The organism is Ochrobactrum sp. WV_118_8 (assembly GCF_039631535.1).
Lineage (GTDB): Bacteria > Pseudomonadota > Alphaproteobacteria > Rhizobiales > Rhizobiaceae > Brucella > Brucella anthropi.
The window spans coordinates 36676-54852 of record NZ_JBDIUZ010000003.1 but is presented as its reverse complement, the minus strand read 5'-3'; the positions used below and the strand labels follow the sequence as shown (position 1 = coordinate 54852).

Below are 18177 nucleotides of genomic sequence, written 5' to 3'. Positions count from 1 at the left end.
AAAGCACTTATGAAGAAGGCATGGATACAAACGGCGGCACTCTTTGCCGGGACGTTTGCTTACCAGACCATGGCGCTCGCTCAATCGAGTGGCGGCCTTGGCGAAGTTCTGACGAATGTTCGCAATGATACGCTCGGCCCTGCCGGTGACTTCCTCGGCGCGGCTTCGTTCATCATTGGTGTTGTGTTCGCCATGCTGGCGATCAACAAGCTGGTGCAGCACAACCGCAACCCGCATGATACGTCTTCAAGGCCAGCTACGGCGATCTGGTTCGGCGTTGCGGCCGCACTGTTCATTGCCGTTCCGGAATTCCTCGGCATGGGTGTGACGACGTTCTTCGGCTCTGGTGCCGATACCACGTCGGTTGACGGAACCTTGCGGTCGATCAACTGATGATGGGAGGGATCGGAATTCTGGACACGCTGGCGGCTGTTATCGGTCGGTCGGCGCTGCGGAAGTCGCTGGACGGCTATTGCCGGCTTGTGACATCTGAAGGCGAAAACATGCTTGTTGCCGATGACGGTTCGTTGGTGACGGTATTTCGGCTTGAAGGCTTCCGGTCCATGCCGGGCGAGAAGGAAATCAGCAAGGCGGTGACGGATCTCCGCCTTGCCTTCAGCTCGCAATTGGGAACTGCCGGCTATACGCTTCAGTTCTGGTTCGGGCACACCCCGGAACTAGGTGCGGCCGACATCAATCGTGCACTTGCGGTAACTGAAGGCGTTGCGGCCGATACGGGCCTCGATATTCACGATCTCATAGACGAGCGGCGGCAATTGTTGCCGAAACGTCTGACCGGCGAGCGTTGTTTCATGGCGCTGTGGTCGCGGCCTACCTTGCTCACGCGCCAGGAGCTGAAAACCAGTTCGGAAAAGGCCCGCAAAGATATGCAGGGTGCGCCGCAAATGCGGCATGCACAGTGGCCGGCGCTGGCGATCGACGCCCTCGTTACAAGGCATCGCTCCTTCTGCGAGGCTATGGTGCGAGAAGCCAACATTGTCGGTATCGAAATCGAGCCGCTGGAAGTGCATGAGGCCCTGTCGCAGATCAAAGGCGTGCTGAACCCGGAATATCTGATCGCGGGGGATAGCTGGAAGGCGATCTTACCCGGAGATTATGCGCGGGCTCGTATGCCCAAATCTGTCAAAGAACTCAAGAAAAGCGAGGTTTCGAACCTCCTTTGGCCGTTGCTTTCTCGACAGCTCATCAATGAGCATGGCGAAATCATTGACCAAACGACGGTGCAACTTGGTGAAACAGTCTTCTCCGGTTTCGACATATCGCTTGGACCGGAAGTCGTTGTGCAATTTAATGACCTGATCCGGAGGGTGCTCGACAGCAATCAACGCATTTCCTGGCGGATGTCGATGCTGATCGATTCCGGCGGTTTCCAAGGGCAGATGTTCAAGGAAACATATACGAATATCATGACGTGGACCGCACCGATCCACAATTCACGCATCAAGAAGGCTTTCGAGAAACTGCGTCTTGATGACGGCGCGGATGATACCGTCGTTCGGTGGCGCTGCTCGTTTGCAGCATGGGCGCCAAAGACGGATATAGAGACGCTGCAGCGGCATGTGGCGACCCTGCGGCGGACGGTAGAACGATGGGGCAACTGCCAGACGGACGCACTGGTCGGAGATCCCGTCCAGTGCGTGATGTCGTCGGCTCTAGCGCTCAATGCACAATCGACAGCACCGGCGGCCGCCGCCAGCCTTGCCGACGCTTTTGCCCTTGCGCCGATCGCACGACCTGCAAGCCCATGGCAACAGGGTTCCGTCATGTTCCGGACGAAAGACGGCAAGCTGTGGCCGTATCAACCCGGTTCCTCGAAACAGTTGGGCTGGGTTGACCTGATCGTCGGCACGCCGGGTTCCGGCAAATCGGTCCTGATGAATTCGATCAATCTCGGCGTGGCGTTGTCACGCCAGTCAGGTCGAAGCAGGTCTAACGAGGGCCTGTTGCCGCGTATTTCGATTATCGACATTGGTCCATCGTCGTCAGGCCTGATCAGCCTCATTCGCGATGCTCTACCGGTCCAGCGCCGCCATGAAGCCGTCTTTCATCGGCTGAAAATGTCGGAACAATATTCGGTCAACCCGCTCGACCTGCAACTGTGCATGCGTCACCCCTTCGAATATGAGCGAGCTTACCTTGTAAACCTGCTCTGCCTCATATGTACCCCGGACGGTGAGGAGGCGACCTATGACGGTATCAGTGCGCTTGCGGGCGCAACGATCGACGAAGCCTATAAGTTCTTCAGCGATAGCCGCTCACCGAAGCGCTATTCCAAATCCGATTCCTTCGAGGTTGACGCCGCGCTCGAAGAGCTTGGTTTCGAGATCGACACCGCGACGACATGGTACGAGATCACCGACTATCTGTTCTCGAAGGGGAGATATCATGAGGCTGCACTAGCGCAGCGCTATGCCGTCCCGACCTTGGCCGATCTCGTGAATGTCTCTAACTCCGAAATCGTACGAGAGCCATTCCGAGATATGAAGGCACCAACCGGCGAGGATGTGCTGAAAGCTTTCCAGCGCATGTTGACGGCGGCTTGCCGCGATTATCCGATCCTGGCCCGACCGACGCGGTTCGATGTTTCGAACGCCCGCATCATCGCGTTCGACCTTGCCGGCGTAACCGCGAAGACAGGTCCACACGCCAAGCGACAGACCGCCATCATGTATATGGTCTCGCTTCAGACCCTGACCACCGATTTCTGGATGGATGCTGACGAGATCCGTGCTCGTGATCTAAGCGACGAGGTTCGCGCCTATCATCTTCAGCGGATCGAGAACAACCGGCAGATGGGCAAGCGCCTCTGCGTCGACGAATATCATTTGACTGGCGGCCTGGACAGCTTCCGCGACCAGATGATCAATCTCGGCCGCGTCGGTCGTAAGGCCGGCGTGCAAATCACGCTTGCGTCTCAGCTTCTCGAAGATTTCGACACGAGCATTCAGAAACTCGCCAACAGCTTCTGGTTCTGTAACGTGCCGACGGAGGAATCTATCCGTCAGATTGCATCGACCTACAATCTTACCCCATCGATCATGGACATTATGCGCGGGCTTCGTGGTCCGATCGAAGGGGAGGGCGCACCGCTGCTGGCGATGCTGAACCTGCGGTCAGGCACGTATGTCCAGCACGTATTCAACCAGCTCGGCCCGATTGAAATTTGGGCGCTCTCAACGACGGCTGAGGACACCTCGCTACGCACGATGCTTTACGAAAGCCTCGGTTCGAAGGCAGCCCGGCGCATTCTCGCGCGCCGTTTCCCTTCAGGTTCGGCAAAGGACACGATCGAGCGCCGTCTTGCAGACATGGAAGATCGTGGCGTCGCAATTGATGACAAGGTTCGGGGCAACGCAATTCGCCAGCTCGCGGACGAACTGATCAAGGAGGCCTCGTGATAAAGGCAATTACAGCCGCGCTGTTGGCAAGCGCGATTGGTAGCGTTGCTCTGGCTCAGTCCAACATTGACGACCTGGTGACGGAAACCATCAATTTCGAAAAGCAGGACTCGGATGCGACGGCGACGGCGCGGAAAATGTATGGGCGTGATTTTCGTATCGTGCAGGCAAAGCGCGTCTGGCTCGAAGAACCGACAGATGGTTACGACCAGATGGTGGTCTTGCTCGGCGAGGCCCGCGGTTGTGCGACCGGGTGTTTCGTGTCCGCTTTGTACTATGACGATAAACAATGGCTTGAGGTTTGGCGGGTGCCGGGCAAGTCCGTTGGGCTTGGTCCCGTTGCAGCGACGGGCATGAAGCCGCTCTATGATGGTCATCGCCTCTGGCAATGGTCGGGAACGGCTTATATGGCTCAACCCGTACCCCAAGAGCGCAAGAACAGAACTCCGACAGAAGATGAGCTGAAGGCCGCAACCGAAGCGCTGAAAGAGCGCTTCAAGGGAGGGTCAGAACCGCTCGAGCCGTCGAATGTTCTCGCTCAAGACGTCAATATTAAGGATGGTGACGAGACCGCTATTCTGGTGCGGTCAAATTACTATTGCGGCAATTCGGCGTGTCCCGTGATCTTTCTCGATGGGAAAAAGCAGCTCATCGACGTTCTCGAAGCATGGGGACCAGATTTTTCAGTCATTGACGAGCGTGACGACAATAATCGTCATCTGATCGAAGTCGCGACGCAGGACGGCGTTGCGACCTATTCGCTTGGCGACAAAAACCCGCGCTCCGTCATCAACGCCATGAAGATCACGATAGCGGGGCAGAAGCGATGAAACGCTCGATTATGGTCATACTGTGCTTGGCATTGCTGCAGCCGTTTACTGCGTGGGCGGACTATAATGAAAACACGTCCAAGCTCGAAGGCGGCAACTCCTATTCAATCTTCAACGGAAACGGCGGTAGTGCCGTCGGTCGTTATCAGATCACGGCCGGCACATGGGAATCTCTCGGATATTTCAAATATACGGGTAGTGGTTCCACCGGCAATTGGAACAATTATGTCGCTACCGACAAGGCCAGAGCCGCAGGCGTCAATAGCCTGAATGATCTTCGCTATTCGAGCGCGGGGGCCGCTCTTCAAGATGCGGCGAATATGGAGCTCGCTTCCCGCAATTGGTCATCCCTGAGCAGTCAGGCGCGCGGCCTCGTCGGACAGACGATCAACGGTGTCGAGATCACCCAGGACGGATTGCTCGGCGCGGCTCACTTCCTCGGCGCCGGTGCGCTCAACGATTGGGTCGCCAGCGGCTTTGACCCCTCTGTCTTGCCTGCCTCGTATCTGACGGCGAATGGCTTCTCCTCCTATGCAGAGCTTCAAGCTCACTTGCTGAAACGCATGGCGGCCATGAACGGTCAATCCTTCGCAGGTTTGGAGGGCGGATTAGGCGGAGAGACTGGCGGCGGCATGTACGACCAGACCGAAGGGTTCCCCGGAATCGGCACAAAACGGCCGATTCTCATCCGAGAAATCCCACCATTCCAAGGGGAGAAAGCAACGCTATGAGAATCATCCGACTTCTATCGGTCTGTGCCGTTAGTGGCCTGGCAATGGCGACCTCGCCGGCTCATGCAGACCAAATCGAGCAGCTTTTCAAAGATAGCGGCAAAGGCTGCGTCGATACGGTGAAAATCAACCTCGTCGAGGCCATTCGCGCGGGTATCGACAAGGAAGTGAAGCGCCATGAAGCAGCCCTTCAAAAGCCACCGTCACTGGATTCGCTCGGCTGCCTCGACAATCTGATGAAGGTCAATCTTGATTTTGCAATCCAGGTTCCGGACCTGAGCCAGATTTTCAATCAGGCTTTGTCGAACGCCGAACAGCAAATCTGCTCCTATGCGCAAGAGCAATGGAACAAGGTGACTGAACCGCTCCAGTCCGCGCTTCAATTGCCATCCTTCGATTCCTTGCAGTTGCCCGGCGGTATGGGCGGCGGGTCTGTGCCGACGTTGAACTATGATTACAAGGGCGGCTCGCTAAATATGGACCAGCCCTCGGTCAACAACTCCGGGCGGCGTGAGAATGACGGCTCGCTTTTGAATAATCTCTATAACGATCTCTATGGACCGGGAGGCCTGTGATGAAGGCAGTCATCAAATCGTTGCTGTTTGCTGGAACGGCTTTCGCGTCCCTTTCCGTCGGTAATGCGGCACTGGCCGCTTGCTCCTGCGGCGGTGTTCAAAACATCGTCTACCGCGCTCAGGAGAACATCAATTCTCATACGACTGACGTTGGCAACCAGATTGCGCAAACCATTCTGAAGGGCGTCGCGCAATTGAGTGCCTATCAGAACCGCGCGATCGAAGCTAACTCCCGGACCCAGGAAGCCGCTCAGATGGCAGAAACCATCCGTGAGCGACAGAAGGCCCGAGCTGCAGCGGAAGGCGGTCGGTACGATCCGGCTACCTCGGCCTGCCTCGACTTGTCGGGCATCTTCAGCATGGGCAAGCCAGGGCAGGGGGTCGCGGGCTACGGCGGCAACGATGTTGCCAACGCATCCCGCAATTGGTCATACGGCAACGAGGATATTGGCAAACCGGTAACGGAAGGTGGGTTGGCGGTCGCAAACGCGATCATTGCAGACCGTGACGAGTTGAGGAATGTCGCCGGCTTCGCTGATCCGACTTCAGATGTTCGCCTCCTAACCGACGCGATCACTCTCGATACGTCGGATGGAGAAGTATCCAAGGCTTACGTCCGGATGATCAACAACATGGTCGATCCGATTCCGCCAAAGCCGATCACTCAAGCGGAAATGAGATCGCCGGCCGGCAGGGCGCAAGTTGCGGCTCGTCAGGTCGATGCTACCCGCCGTTCGGCAGCACATTCGATCTACAGCTATCTTGGTGACATTGCGGCTCCTACGGGTGGCAAAGAACTTGCGGATTGGGCGAAAAAAGCCGTGACGGAATCCTATCCCTACGAAGTAGGCGAGCATGTTTCCGAACTGCAGGCGGTAGATATTTTCGTCCGCTCCCGCTTTTCCAATCCAGAGTGGCACAAGGAACTGGCTGGCATGTCTCCCGCCGCTGTGCAGCGCGAACAACTGCTAACCCAGGCTCTCAACCTTCATGTCGATTGGATGAGGTTCAATCTCGAGCGCCGCCAAGCAGCGGCAATTGCAGCGCTGTTGTCGAACAGCCTTGACGAGCGCGACAGTCGCACGACCGTAACGACAGCGAGCGCAGCGCAATGAGTGAGCAAGGTCGCATCCGTCGTTTCGCCTCTTGGAACCTGAAACGGGCTTTCGGCATCAAGGTCTTTTTCAACGCAGCATCACATGCTGCGGAAGATGCTGCCGACAATGTTCAGAACACGATCGACGAGTTGCGGCCGAAAGGCCGGTTGAAGGCGAGAAGCTTCGGAGATCGATATGCCGATGGCGGCATTCAGCGCTTCAAAGAACTGAGTGACGGGCTCGACGCAAAGGAAATAGATGCAGCGCTGGCGGCGTGGGACAGGGATTCCAGCATCTACATGGTAGCAGGTTGCATTGCACTCGCTGCTATCCCGGCTCTCTACGTTCTCGGCTATCGGTCCTTCTATCTTCTCATCGGCGGGTGCCTGGTGGCAGTCATCACCTTCGCTTTGGCGATGAAGGCTGACTTTCGGGCATGGCAGATCCGTCAAGGCCGGATCGGCGCTGTGCGCGATTACTTTAACGACCGTCTGCCTTCAAACATGCAGATCCTATCAAAGGACGATTAATCATGAACCGGGTGGGACTTCTCGCTACTTTTTGGATGATCTCGGCAAGCGTCGCGCACGCCGACGACATCAATATTGCCGATATCATCAAGGGCGAGGGAGACGCACGGTCCAATTCCTTCTTGAATATGATCTTTGGGCCGCTCTTCACCGGCCCTAACGACGAAACCCTCATTTCCTCGCTGATCGCGAATTTCAATGTTCTGTTCTTCGCGATTGCGGCAATCCTGTTCATCTACAATGTTGTCGTAGGCGTCACGGAAACCGCCCACGAGGGCGAGATACTTGGAAGACGGCATTCAGCAATGTGGGTGCCGTTGCGCACTATCCTCGCGGTAGGTGCCCTCATTCCCATGCCAACCGGATATAATGCCGCTCAGCATGGCATTGCCTACATGGTCAACGTGAGCACGGCCACCGCCTCATTCTTCTGGAATGAGACGGTCGATCTCATCGTTGAACAGCGATTGCCAGTCGTGGGCGGTGACTATGACGCCCTTGACGGTCAATTCTTGCAGGGATTGTGGCGGGCCGAACTTTGCCAGGCGGTGTACAATCTCGAAGTGTCCAAAGGAGGTGATGGACTAGACGGAATCTCGCGCGGGTCTTGGCGAACGGTATCAGGTGTACCGCAAATGGCATATAGCCTGCCGAATTCTTATGGTGCTTGTGGCATCGTCAGCCTGCCCGGCCAAACGACGGGTTTCCAGCGACTGGCTGAAGCTGCCGGCAAGTCCTATAACGACTACATTCAAGCCATGCAGCAAGCTGTTACCAAAACCGCTGACAGCTTCTCTGGCACTGCTGCGCAGCTCGCCCAGGCGATCAGCAAGCGTGAACAATTGCCGGCCTATCGTGATCTTCGCAAAGATCTCAACGACTGGCGCAAGCAGCACGCGGATATCCTGAAGCAATATATCGGTGATGATAAATTGCAGAAAGCCGGCAAAGACGTTGCGGAAGCAGATGATCCACTGCAGGTGACGCCCGTCGGAGATTCACAAAGCCAGGCACTAGCCGGCAATCTCAAGAACGGCGGCTGGTTGCAAGCGGGATTCTATTATCAGCTCATCGCACGGCTGTCGGCTGACTCTAATTCGGTAGCAACTGCGCTTCCGAAAGTGACGCCAGGAGGAGCGATCGGCGCCGCGTCGAATCCGGGTGGATCGGTGCGCAATGCGATTGCTTCCCAATACGCGGATAACAACTGGTACTTACTCGGCTCGGCTGACGGCGACGCCAAGAAGTTCCTCGACCAGATTTCGGCGACTTACAACGGTACCGTTGAGTGGTGGAACGAAAGCGTCGCCAGAAGCGGGATCAGGGCGTTCGTAAATGAACGCGTCGCGTTCGCGGACAGCGGCGGCGATATTTCCGACTGGATGCCATCTGCTGGTTCGCTTTACGAGGCACTGGAGTTCCTTAATCCTATGAGGCCCACCAACGATCCAATGATCGGTCTCGTCACGTTTGGAACGCAGGTCACGTTCTATACGACCGCTGCGATCATCGCGTTGTCTGTCCTTGCAGTGGTGCCATACGTGGGAACCGGTATAACAGTCCTTTCGAACTTCGTCGGTTGGGTCATAAGTGGCATTGGGGCCATGGGCATGTTCCTTGCCTTCGTGCTTCCAATGGTTCCGATGGTGACATGGGTGATCGGAATTGGCGCGTTCTTCCTTCTGGTAATGGAAGCCATCTTCGCCGCCCCACTTTGGGCGATCGCGCATCTCTCTATGGAAGGGAAGGGGATGGGCGGCAGCCAGGCCCGGCGCGGTTATGTCATGGTGCTGGCGCTCACTCTGACGCCGGTCCTCATGCTTTTTGGGCTCCTCCTCGGAATGATCCTTTTCCGGATCATGGGTGTTCTCATTAATGGCGGGCTCTACTACGCTCTGACCTCTGCTCAATCACTCGTGGGAGATAGCTTTGTCAGCTTGGCATGGTTCCTCGGTATTTTTGTCGTCATGTTTTTCATGGCGGCGGTCTATCTCGTCATCATTGAGCGATCGTTCTCCCTGATCGCAGAATTTCCGGGCCGGGTGTTCCGGTGGTTCGACCATATCGGCGACGACCTCGATGCACATTCTGCGATGCGAGCTAATATTGCAGCCATGGGTACGACCAAGGAACTCGGCCGACTTTCTGAAGGGGCGAAGCATATCCCAACTACAGTCGGAAAACTCCTGCCTCGGAAGTAACAGGTGCCGGCCGAACCTTCCTATAAAAGCGGTTCTGAGTTATGGTTCAATGATGGCAACAACGGCGCGAAAGGAGCCGATATGACCTTACCGAAGTATCTGCGTCCCATTTACGACGTTGACGCCCACGGTCTGACAAAGACTGAAAAAGTGGTGCGGATGGTGATCTTCACTCCGCTGCTTATCGTTTTCTCTGTCCCGACGGTCCTCGCCGTCGTCTTCGTCTGCTTGGCCGGCTATTGGGCTTTCATGCTGCTAACGAGTGGAGTTGGAAACATCTTTGCTAATCCCGCCCAATATAGCTTCGAAATATCGATTTTTGCGGCACTTGCCGCGTTGCTGATATTCTCAAACGTGATCGCCAGGAAAATTCGGCGTCATTTCCTGCCGTTCGGCTAAGAACGGTCGTCCAAGTGCAGAAGGCCCGCCTTGCGGGCCTTCTTCATTTCCGCCACCAAGCAAACGGCCCATACCGTTGCATAAGAAAAAAATTCCTCTTGACGGGAACCGCCTCTCCGTTGTTCTGTTTTTGTTCTATTCAGGAGCGAAGACAGAATGCGCAAGCCGGAGACGATCGAACGGCTCTACCTAGATTTTGACGGATTCTTCGCAAGCGTTGAGCAGCAGTGTGACCGACGCTTGAGGGGGCGGCCGATCGGCGTCGTGCCGTTCGCCGGCACGACCCGCACGGCAGTCATCGCGTGCAGTCGTGAGGCAAAGGCCTACGGCGTCAAGAATGTAATGCCGATCGACGAGGCAAAGCGGCTCTGTCCAGACCTGGTGCTTGTTCCACAAAAGCCCGACCTTTATCGGCGGGCGCATAACGCGCTCCTGTCCGAAATAGAGACCGTTATTCCGATCGACGCGGCTAAATCGATTGATGAGCTGACTTGCCGCCTCGATGAGACCGGCCGCAATGACCCGGAAGGGTTGTCGGCTCGCATCAAGGCCGCGATCGCAGAGAATGTCGGTTCCTTTATCACCTGTTCGATCGGCTTCGCCGCTAATCGCCAGCTTGCGAAAATTGCCTGTAAGGAAGGTAAGCGCGGGGCAGGGCGGTACGGCGACGGATTGGCGATCTGGCGGCCGGCTGACCTGCCTGCGCCGTTGTTCGCGGTTGCGATGGAAGATATTCCAGGAGTCGGCGGGAATATGGCGAAGCGGCTCTATCGATCGTCCATCTACACAACCGAACAGCTTTATAATCTCCAGCCCAAGCACATGCGTCGGCTTTGGAACAACGTCACTGGGGAACGACTCTGGTATGCTCTCCATGGCTACGACATACAGGCCCAGGCATCGAGCCGGGGCATGTTCGGCCATGGGCGCGTGCTTCCTCCGGAATCGCGCACCATGGCCGGCGCGCGCGAGATCTCACGGTTGCTTCTGATAAAAGCGGCGCGGCGTCTGCGGCGCGAGAATTTTTATGCCGCCGGCCTCTGGCTCTGGCTCTCGATTCGTGATGGATCGTGGATGGGAAAGCGCCACCTACCGGTCGTCAACGACGACCAGGCCATCCTTGCCGCCCTTTCCGAACTTTGGGAAAAGGTCGCGCTGGACTATCCGCGCGGACTCACGATCTTCCGGATAGGCGTCACCCTCTATGATCTGACGCCTGCGCATGAACGCCAGCTTGATCTACTTCACAATGATGACCGCCAACGCCGGCGTTGGGAAAACGCCAGCAAGGCAATCGACAACCTCAATGCGCGCTATGCTGCCACTGTTGTCAGCCTCGGCCAATGGCGGCCGCCGGCCGGCGGCCACGTCGGCGGCAAGATCTCGTACACGCGCATTCCATCCGCGGAGGATTTTTGGTGATGGGCTGGAAACAAAGCGTCAAGGTCGGCGACCTGGCCGACAATCAGAAGCTCGAGGCGCGGTGCAAGAAATGCGGTCATGTGCATTACCTCACCCGTGCCATCGTATGCGTCTCGCCGGAACGCGAATTCCTGTACATCGACGAGCTCGAGCGCGAAACAATCTGCAGAGCGCGCGGCTGTCGTGGCACAGTACGGATTTCGATGGTGCGGCTTGATGAGTTAAGCGGGTTTGTCGGCGGCCTTGCGTAACGCCCTTACGACAAGAACAGCCACGCCAAATAGCAGATTGCTGCCAGAATCATTAATCCAACTGGTATTTCATACCACCGCTCGCCGGGCCTCTTGCCACCACACTTAGGACAGTATGGAGCGTTGCTGGCGACAGGTGAGTACGAACAATGACGACAAGAAGTAGTAGCCATATTTATTCCAATAAATTCAATGGCTTGTTTTAGCAAGTTAGGGATGCGACGTTTTTAGCAAGATAGAAATGCGACAGGTGCTGACGTTCAGCCCCCATTCCGAGAGGCTGGTCAGGGTTGCAAGCGAGGAATGGGGGCGGGTGAATATCCACCTCTTCGGCTTTAGCTTTGAGAGTGCCAAATGTCATTAAAGATGGGCATTTCACTCGGCTGCAGCCAACCGGGCTAATGCTTTTTCCCGACGTGCAGTAACTTCAGGATCGTTCATGTAAGCGGTGCGCGATTTGCGCTCACGCTTCTGATAACCGTTGGCTGTGCTGCCGTCGCGAACACCAAACATGTGGTTCGTCTGCCCCGTTCTGCGTGGTCCACTCTTACTGCGTTGCAATTCCCGACCTGCCTGCATCTCGGCCACAATCGATAGCATGTCATCCAATCGCTTGTTCTCGACAACAGGCGACCGGTGAACAGAACGAAGCTTGTCGAAGGTTGTATAGGGCAGGGTGTCCGTTCCATGCATGATCTCCAGACGGCCATCCGGATAATCGCAGACAATCACCTTCTGTCGGGCCAGCCGCTTTGCAAGCTCCGTCGGCTCCAGGATGAACAGCACCTTGTCGTAACGCAGCGTCAGTGTTTGCGAAAGTGTCCGTACTTCCTTCCGGCACATCGCGCTGTCGATGTTCTCATGCCCGGCCAGCGGTCGATGCATATCCTTCGGATTGCGCGGCTCCTTGCCAAACCGGGCATTGAAGTCTGCAATATATTCCGGCGCATAAGCATTTGCTGCTTCGATTGTATCAATGCCGCGCAGTCGCAATTCCTTCACCAGGCGATCCTGCAAAGTCCTGTTGGCCCGCTCGACACGGCCTTTGGCCTGCGGAGTATTGGCACAGATAATATCGATGTTGAGCTCATAAAGTGCCCGACCAAACTGTGTCAGGCCGCTTGTTCGATCTTTCTCTGAACCATGTGTGGAGCGAAACACACCATGCTTGTCGCTGTAAAAGGCCAGCGGCTTGCCCCATTCCTGCAAGTAGGCCTTCGTCGCATGAAAATAATCGAATGTATTCTCTGATCCGGCAAAACGCAGATGCAGAAGCTTGCCGGTGGCATCGTCAATATAAACGAGGAGGGCGCATTTGGGACCCCGCTCCTCAAACCACCAGTGATGCGACCCGTCGATCTGCACCAGTTCACCGAAACAATCCCGCCGGCCGCGCGGCTGATGCAGTTGTCGCTTGCGTTCACGACGCGACGTCCACAACCCAGCCACCGTCATCCATTGCCGCAGCGTCTCCTTGCTGACCGAAAGCTGGTGTCGTTCGGCAAGCTTCTCACAGGCCAGTGTCGGACCGAAATCCCGATAATAACCCCGCACCAAATCCAGAACACCATTGCGGAAATCTTCGCTGTAACGATGATTGCTCAGGCGACCGCGTCTTCCCGAAACCAGTCCAGCACTCCCAAGTTTATCGTAAGCCTGTAAAAGACGATGAATCTGGCTGCGGCTGAGATCGAGCAATGCGGTGGCCTGTATAACGGTCAGGCGGCGATCCCGTATCTTCTGAATGACTTCCAATCGATTGAGTTCTCTCTGCGACATAGTAATCAAACAAGACATGGCAACTCTCTAAACTGATACACATCAATAGAGAGCCAGTCTTCCTTTCCTCGTTCGATCTGAACAGAGCACGCGACCTAAAAATGTCGCATCTCTATCTTGCCCATCTGTCGCATCTGTATATTGCTGTTATATGGCTTAGTCGCATAAGGTTTATTATGGAACTAACTTGTTGATTTTATTGAGCAATATCATATTGCACTTTGTTAGTCACCTTCGCCGGGTGTCCTGAATCGAGCAGAAACCGGCGATCCATCCGTCAATTTAGCGCAATTCCAAACGGCTAGCATATCCGTGCCAAATTCTGCTTTGCATCGTGAGACACTTGCCGCATCGATTTCTCTGATCGAGCCAAGGGCAACGGCGACCTTATCCCATTTCGCAATGCAATCACTTGTGCTCTCATACGGACTAGGTTTTTTTTCACAGAACGTTCTCGCTGATTCATCCGCGGGTGAGCGTACTGAAAAAATCACAAGAACGATCAGAAAGTTTATGACAATAACCATCATGATCCTATGCAGCATCTTTTCATTGGGGGTCTTTGGTTGAGGTCCGCCAAACAAACTACCGACAATGGATTCTATCAACATGAAGCTTGCTCACGTAAATATTGTACTGATGATTTCGTATTGATCCTTTAGCTGTTTAGTTGGACGACGGCCAACTTCCTCCAGCCAACCCACTTTTCACCAACCCGGTATGCTTGGAGATCAATCCAGAAATGGGCTGCCATATCAGAAAGGTTGGCTATCATACGCGCAGTATGTTTTGTGATGCTTATTTGCTCTCGTCCATCAGAGCAAATGCGAATGGTACCATCTGCCTCGAAGCTGACTTTGAGAAGATTACCCTCGTGATCCTCTAAAAACCCCACAACCGAAGGCGAATCGGTGCCATCATCAAAGATTAATGCTCTGTTGGTCGGATAATCATCAGTGGCCCTTATCGTCAATATTCTTGCATCTCCTATACCTTTCGGATCGATGTCCCGCTGTAACCTCGTGTATCAGCGCGTCGGCCGAACAATAGATTTCGCCCTACAGCCCAAATAACTTTTGCAACAAGAACGGCTGCAACTGTAATGATAAAAATCCGCATTTCCTGATCCGACATGCGCTTTGTCTCCTATCAGCCTCATGATCACTTAGTTAGCCATATAATGAAAGAACGCATCACCCGCTTTGTTACCCAACGGCCAAAATACTATAAATATTAAGCCTATCAGGATTGGCCATAAAATCCCCATGGATTTGCGCACTTCTTTCTCGCCATAGAAACACCATTTAATGAACTTTGACACCAGCTATCTCCTTTACGACATTACCGCTGACATGTGAGAATAGCATTGCCACCTTTCCATATTAGTGTGAGCATAAAAACTACTGTAAGGACACCGGATAGTGCCCCCATGGCCTTGTCCGCATATTCCAAGGGATATCCATTGCCCGTCATCAAAGCATTGCCATTGGAACACAGCATTTCTATAAAAAATGATGCTGCGCCGATACTAATTGAGTCGAATACTACTACCAATATGAGTAATAATAGTATTCTTATCCTTGAGGATCGACCTAAGCCGATGCTTCCAGCATACTTCACATAAAAATAAAACTCACCGCGCTGCTCTTGCGGAACTAAATCGGTTTTCGTAAGAATGACGGCCGTTCCGGCTTGCATCACCAAACTTACCAACACGGCGATTGCCAAATTATCAAGGACAACGCGTGGCATTTGAGCAAACGTATTGAGAAGATAATCCATGTCATCGTGCCTTTTTTGGGTGCCTAATTGCTCCGCGGCCTGACAGCCTCTGAACGTTTCCTTTTGTCGTCATTGTTCCTTCACTCCCAGGAAGCGCAGCCCCTTGTCGGTCGGATCTAACGACCTCACGCTTCCCTGGGTGTGCACGGGAAAAGAAATCACGACGAGCTCGTGATCTAAAAGCCTCCTTAATCGACCCCAAGGTAGGTCCAGTTCTTCGCCGCGTATGATCATAGTCAAATCTACCCGCGCGTCTCGTTCCTGGGCCTCGGTCATAGGCCTAACTGCATACCAATCCTGATCAGCCATCCCGTTTCTCCATTATGCAAGGATCTCGAACATCGACCGCGGAATAAAGCTCCGTGCCTCGCTCATCGTGATCCAGCCTTCATCGACGAGTTTCATGGTGGATTGCGCGAGCGGTCGTGCAATCACCTTGTCGGACTTCATGCCTTCCTTCAGGAGCTGGCGCACCACAGCGGACCATCCGTCGATCGGCTTATCCAGAAACCGGTCGCGAACATCATCATCGAACACAAGGAATTCGCGGACTGCAAAGCGCCTTGTACCGTCCGACGTGCGGATAAGATGCTGTGTGATGAAGATCTGTAACGAGCTGATCAGGTCGAATGCTCGCGCTGCCTGCTCCTCGGCAGGGAACTCCATCGCCATGCGCCGTAGGCCCTCGGCAACCGACCCGGCATGAGTGGTCGTATTGACGATGTGGCCCTGAATGCTGGCCGCGATGCAGCCGCTCATAGAGCCATGATCGCGTGCCTCACCGACATTGATGATCGCCGGCGCTCGCCGAAGGGATGACCAGATTCCGGCTGCAAAGGTCGGAAGGTCACGGCCCTCCCCGATCTCTGATTGGCCGATCAGGCTCGCAGAATCGCCCTGCTCGCTAAGGATGTCGGCGAAGGTGAATTCGATCGGTGCCTGAAAGTCGACAATCTTTCGAGGATTCTCATGGTTTTCAAGGTGATGGCGGGTGATCGCCGCCATGGTGGTCGATTTTCCATGTCCAGTGCCGCCGGCAATGACGATTATGCCGGACTTTGGATTGAGAAACGGCCTCAACTCTTCTTCAAACTGAACGTCGTCCAGGGTGGGAGTGCGCGACGGCAATGAGCGCATCGTCAGTTCGACGCCGGAGCCACCGTTTTTCGTGATTGGTGTTGCGTTGACGCGGAAACGATGCCGCTCATGGCGACTGACTTGGACTTCATAGGAGAAGTCGAGACAACGGCCCTGCCGCAAGATGCTCGGCGCATCGCTCGATCGCCAGATATATGACAGCAGCAGATCGACCTCGGAGCGAAGCAACATGCGCTTGGTGCCGAAATGCTGGCGAGAATTGATCTGGATGCGCGGCCGGGCTTCCGACTGGATGGTAATGTCAGACGCCCCGCGCTTGCCGGCCCCAACGATGAATGTGTCGAAAATCTCGGGCGAGGAATCGAACCGCGTCGGCTCTTCCTTCAGAACGGGTACGAAGGAGTCGGTTGGCTTGAATGGAGTATCGTCCAGACGCGATTCGTCAATCATTTCCCTCGCCTATAGAGCCAATAGCCAGCAACCACAGCAATCAGCGCTACGACGATGACGAGACCGCCATACCCCCCTTCCTGCTTGCGAAGGCCAAGGGGGTCGGCGGGATCGACCGTGCTTGTCTGGCTCGATATAGAATTTCCGTTCACTTGGAGACCTCGAATCTCCGAGTGATCGGTTTCCAACGCCGCGGGTCGGAAACGAATGTTGCGGCATTCTCGATCTTCACCCGGCGTTGGCCGATAAACAGCTCTTCCGGCGTGCCCTTGGCACGAACCTCGCTCGACGTCACTACAAGGCTCTTGACCAGGCCAGCATCAACAAGACGCCGATATTCGACCATTCCCAAATAGTCGCGGCGAAGAAGATTCATGTTCTCCTTCAACGCTTCCTCGGCCTGCATCCGCCCCTGCCGCCAGCCTTCAGCCATATAGCGGTCCCAAATCTTTCGCTCTTCCTTTCCAGAAGGAAGAAACTGGTCTGAGGGATCTGGAGTCTTATCGACGCCGATAACCAGATAATCGCGCCAGCTCGGTATCACGGCCACGAGGCGACCCGGCTTCTCGATGCGGTAATATTCATCGGCCGCAACGCTTTCGCGGCCGCCGTCCGTGATGGTGATCGCTTCCTTGGCCCTGCTCACAACAGGAGGAACGACATAGCCCGCCTCTTTCGGTGCCTTGTAGACCACATCATTGAAATTGAACTCTTGCGAAAGCCTCGACGACTGCGCCTCAAGCTCTCTCAGGATCTCCCATGAACGTCGCTCATAGGCGGCCTGAGCGGCATATGAGAGCGCTGCGTCGCGCAGTGCCGAATACCGCTCTGAATCGACCGCGTTCGCGCCGGTCCCGCTGCGCGTCTTACGGGCAAACTGCTCGTAAGTCATCGGTGCGGCCGTCCCGCCAGTTAGGTTGTCCACTCCGCCAAGGGTTGGAGGTGGAGGCGGCTCGTCCGGATTTGATGAACCGGTCGTGGTGCAACCGGCCAGGGCAACGGAGACGGACAGTGCGGCAAGGATTGTTGGAAACTGCTTCATAGCTTGGTGTCGTCCAGGTGCGGGACCGGGCTTTTTTCAGGCCGGGCGTAGTGGATGGTCATGACGCGTGCAAACTGGTCAATTTCCAGCCATGCACGCCCCTTTCCTTGGCCGAAGGCTTCCCGCAAAAGGCCAAGAAGCGTCATGTCAGCCCAATGGACCGAAACCAAGATTGGAGACCCTGAACGTTCTCCATTCGCCCTAACGGAATAACCGGCCATGCGGGCCGCCTTCCGTGTGATATCATCCAGAGTACCGTTCCAACGGGCATGGACCGGCTGTAAAAGCTCTTGTCCGGCGGTCTCCGGATGCAGCCTGACAGTATTACTTGCATGAGGCTCTAGTGCTCTCGGATATAGCGAAGCATATCGCTTTTCCTCGTTCACAGTCACCAACGACGAATCGAGATATTTTCTAACCGATAGAGTATCGAAATTCTCTTTCTTGTTCGCGCAGGCACCCAATAGGAATGCCAGAGCTACAATTACTGAGTTCCGCATCAAAAGTCGCCTTGTCTCTCATTATGGACAAGCGATCAATGGAATGATCACCCTCTCAAATTCAGTCCTAC

General features: G+C 55.1%; 19 protein-coding genes. 11 read left to right on the top strand and 8 right to left on the bottom strand.

Annotation, left to right across the window (positions count from 1 at the left end; translation table 11 throughout):
- Nucleotides 1-9 precede the first annotated feature (9 nt).
- From ABDF71_RS24435 to ABDF71_RS24385, 11 genes are all read left to right on the top strand, one after another.
- Nucleotides 10-393 (top strand): hypothetical protein, encoded by a 384-nt coding sequence (locus ABDF71_RS24435; RefSeq protein ID WP_100560328.1) that lies wholly within the window; start codon nucleotides 10-12, stop codon nucleotides 391-393.
- Nucleotides 393-3419, top strand: a complete 3027-nt coding sequence (locus ABDF71_RS24430; protein ID WP_100560326.1) for a putative type IV secretion/conjugal transfer ATPase — start codon at nucleotides 393-395, stop codon at nucleotides 3417-3419. Before ABDF71_RS24435 ends, ABDF71_RS24430 begins: the two co-directional genes overlap by 1 nt.
- On the top strand, nucleotides 3416-4249 hold the full coding sequence (locus tag ABDF71_RS24425) for a hypothetical protein (RefSeq protein ID WP_183657164.1): 834 nt from the start codon (nucleotides 3416-3418) through the stop codon (nucleotides 4247-4249). The genes ABDF71_RS24430 and ABDF71_RS24425 overlap by 4 nt, the downstream gene beginning before the upstream one ends.
- A complete protein-coding gene (locus tag ABDF71_RS24420) occupies nucleotides 4246-4980 on the top strand; it encodes a hypothetical protein (protein ID WP_100560323.1) in 735 nt (244 codons plus the stop codon). Before ABDF71_RS24425 ends, ABDF71_RS24420 begins: the two co-directional genes overlap by 4 nt.
- Complete coding sequence (locus ABDF71_RS24415) at nucleotides 4977-5555, top strand: hypothetical protein (protein ID WP_100560321.1); 579 nt, start codon at nucleotides 4977-4979, stop codon at nucleotides 5553-5555. The genes ABDF71_RS24420 and ABDF71_RS24415 overlap by 4 nt, the downstream gene beginning before the upstream one ends.
- Entirely contained in the window at nucleotides 5555-6670 is a 1116-nt protein-coding gene (locus ABDF71_RS24410) for a conjugal transfer protein TraW family protein (RefSeq protein ID WP_240579684.1), read from the top strand. Before ABDF71_RS24415 ends, ABDF71_RS24410 begins: the two co-directional genes overlap by 1 nt.
- The gene (locus tag ABDF71_RS24405; RefSeq protein WP_100560318.1) at nucleotides 6667-7182 is read left to right on the top strand and encodes a hypothetical protein; all 516 of its coding nucleotides are present in this window, start codon (nucleotides 6667-6669) and stop codon (nucleotides 7180-7182) included. The genes ABDF71_RS24410 and ABDF71_RS24405 overlap by 4 nt, the downstream gene beginning before the upstream one ends.
- A 2-nt stretch (nucleotides 7183-7184) precedes the next feature.
- Nucleotides 7185-9383, top strand: a complete 2199-nt coding sequence (locus ABDF71_RS24400; RefSeq protein ID WP_100560316.1) for a DotA/TraY family protein — start codon at nucleotides 7185-7187, stop codon at nucleotides 9381-9383.
- Nucleotides 9384-9386: 3 nt separating this feature from the next.
- Nucleotides 9387-9782: a hypothetical protein gene (locus ABDF71_RS24395; protein WP_100560314.1), complete on the top strand. Its 396-nt coding sequence runs from the start codon at nucleotides 9387-9389 to the stop codon at nucleotides 9780-9782.
- 156 nt (nucleotides 9783-9938) lie between these two features.
- Nucleotides 9939-11204, top strand: coding sequence for a Y-family DNA polymerase (locus ABDF71_RS24390; RefSeq protein WP_240579685.1), 1266 nt, complete (start codon nucleotides 9939-9941; stop codon nucleotides 11202-11204).
- Complete coding sequence (locus ABDF71_RS24385) at nucleotides 11204-11455, top strand: hypothetical protein (RefSeq protein ID WP_112700661.1); 252 nt, start codon at nucleotides 11204-11206, stop codon at nucleotides 11453-11455. Before ABDF71_RS24390 ends, ABDF71_RS24385 begins: the two co-directional genes overlap by 1 nt.
- A gap of 375 nt (nucleotides 11456-11830) precedes the next feature.
- Here the strand turns inward: ABDF71_RS24385 and ABDF71_RS24380 are convergent, their stop codons facing one another.
- The 8 genes from ABDF71_RS24380 to ABDF71_RS24345 form a co-directional block, all read right to left on the bottom strand.
- Nucleotides 11831-13252: an ISNCY family transposase gene (locus tag ABDF71_RS24380; protein WP_151610612.1), complete on the bottom strand. Its 1422-nt coding sequence runs from the start codon at nucleotides 13250-13252 to the stop codon at nucleotides 11831-11833.
- A gap of 206 nt (nucleotides 13253-13458) precedes the next feature.
- Nucleotides 13459-13845: a hypothetical protein gene (locus ABDF71_RS24375; protein ID WP_240579686.1), complete on the bottom strand. Its 387-nt coding sequence runs from the start codon at nucleotides 13843-13845 to the stop codon at nucleotides 13459-13461.
- Between the two features lie 47 nt (nucleotides 13846-13892).
- A complete protein-coding gene (locus ABDF71_RS24370) occupies nucleotides 13893-14207 on the bottom strand; it encodes a hypothetical protein (RefSeq protein ID WP_240579687.1) in 315 nt (104 codons plus the stop codon).
- Nucleotides 14208-14575: 368 nt separating this feature from the next.
- Nucleotides 14576-15016: a hypothetical protein gene (locus ABDF71_RS24365; RefSeq protein WP_240579688.1), complete on the bottom strand. Its 441-nt coding sequence runs from the start codon at nucleotides 15014-15016 to the stop codon at nucleotides 14576-14578.
- A gap of 321 nt (nucleotides 15017-15337) precedes the next feature.
- Nucleotides 15338-16564 (bottom strand): type IV pilus twitching motility protein PilT, encoded by a 1227-nt coding sequence (locus ABDF71_RS24360; protein ID WP_121987183.1) that lies wholly within the window; start codon nucleotides 16562-16564, stop codon nucleotides 15338-15340.
- Nucleotides 16561-16716, bottom strand: a complete 156-nt coding sequence (locus tag ABDF71_RS24355) for a hypothetical protein (RefSeq protein WP_162995425.1) — start codon at nucleotides 16714-16716, stop codon at nucleotides 16561-16563. Before ABDF71_RS24355 ends, ABDF71_RS24360 begins: the two co-directional genes overlap by 4 nt.
- Complete coding sequence (locus ABDF71_RS24350; RefSeq protein WP_100560303.1) at nucleotides 16713-17606, bottom strand: type IV secretory system conjugative DNA transfer family protein; 894 nt, start codon at nucleotides 17604-17606, stop codon at nucleotides 16713-16715. Before ABDF71_RS24350 ends, ABDF71_RS24355 begins: the two co-directional genes overlap by 4 nt.
- On the bottom strand, nucleotides 17603-18106 hold the full coding sequence (locus ABDF71_RS24345; protein WP_240579689.1) for a DotD/TraH family lipoprotein: 504 nt from the start codon (nucleotides 18104-18106) through the stop codon (nucleotides 17603-17605). The genes ABDF71_RS24350 and ABDF71_RS24345 overlap by 4 nt, the downstream gene beginning before the upstream one ends.
- Nucleotides 18107-18177: the final 71 nt, after the last annotated feature.

What these genes read in the sequence shown, in the direction of transcription:
- ABDF71_RS24435 (WP_100560328.1), top strand. Translation starts at nt 10, where the DNA reads ATGAAGAAGGCATGGATACAAACGGCGGCACTCTTTGCCGGGACGTTT.
- ABDF71_RS24430 (WP_100560326.1), top strand. Translation starts at nt 393, where the DNA reads ATGATGGGAGGGATCGGAATTCTGGACACGCTGGCGGCTGTTATCGGT.
- ABDF71_RS24420 (WP_100560323.1), top strand. Translation starts at nt 4,246, where the DNA reads ATGAAACGCTCGATTATGGTCATACTGTGCTTGGCATTGCTGCAGCCG.
- ABDF71_RS24415 (WP_100560321.1), top strand. Translation starts at nt 4,977, where the DNA reads ATGAGAATCATCCGACTTCTATCGGTCTGTGCCGTTAGTGGCCTGGCA.
- ABDF71_RS24410 (WP_240579684.1), top strand. Translation starts at nt 5,555, where the DNA reads ATGAAGGCAGTCATCAAATCGTTGCTGTTTGCTGGAACGGCTTTCGCG.
- ABDF71_RS24405 (WP_100560318.1), top strand. Translation starts at nt 6,667, where the DNA reads ATGAGTGAGCAAGGTCGCATCCGTCGTTTCGCCTCTTGGAACCTGAAA.
- ABDF71_RS24400 (WP_100560316.1), top strand. Translation starts at nt 7,185, where the DNA reads ATGAACCGGGTGGGACTTCTCGCTACTTTTTGGATGATCTCGGCAAGC.
- ABDF71_RS24390 (WP_240579685.1), top strand. Translation starts at nt 9,939, where the DNA reads ATGCGCAAGCCGGAGACGATCGAACGGCTCTACCTAGATTTTGACGGA.
- ABDF71_RS24385 (WP_112700661.1), top strand. Translation starts at nt 11,204, where the DNA reads ATGGGCTGGAAACAAAGCGTCAAGGTCGGCGACCTGGCCGACAATCAG.
- ABDF71_RS24380 (WP_151610612.1), bottom strand. Translation starts at nt 13,252, where the DNA reads ATGTCTTGTTTGATTACTATGTCGCAGAGAGAACTCAATCGATTGGAA.
- ABDF71_RS24375 (WP_240579686.1), bottom strand. Translation starts at nt 13,845, where the DNA reads ATGTTGATAGAATCCATTGTCGGTAGTTTGTTTGGCGGACCTCAACCA.
- ABDF71_RS24365 (WP_240579688.1), bottom strand. Translation starts at nt 15,016, where the DNA reads ATGGATTATCTTCTCAATACGTTTGCTCAAATGCCACGCGTTGTCCTT.
- ABDF71_RS24360 (WP_121987183.1), bottom strand. Translation starts at nt 16,564, where the DNA reads ATGATTGACGAATCGCGTCTGGACGATACTCCATTCAAGCCAACCGAC.
- ABDF71_RS24350 (WP_100560303.1), bottom strand. Translation starts at nt 17,606, where the DNA reads ATGAAGCAGTTTCCAACAATCCTTGCCGCACTGTCCGTCTCCGTTGCC.
- ABDF71_RS24345 (WP_240579689.1), bottom strand. Translation starts at nt 18,106, where the DNA reads ATGCGGAACTCAGTAATTGTAGCTCTGGCATTCCTATTGGGTGCCTGC.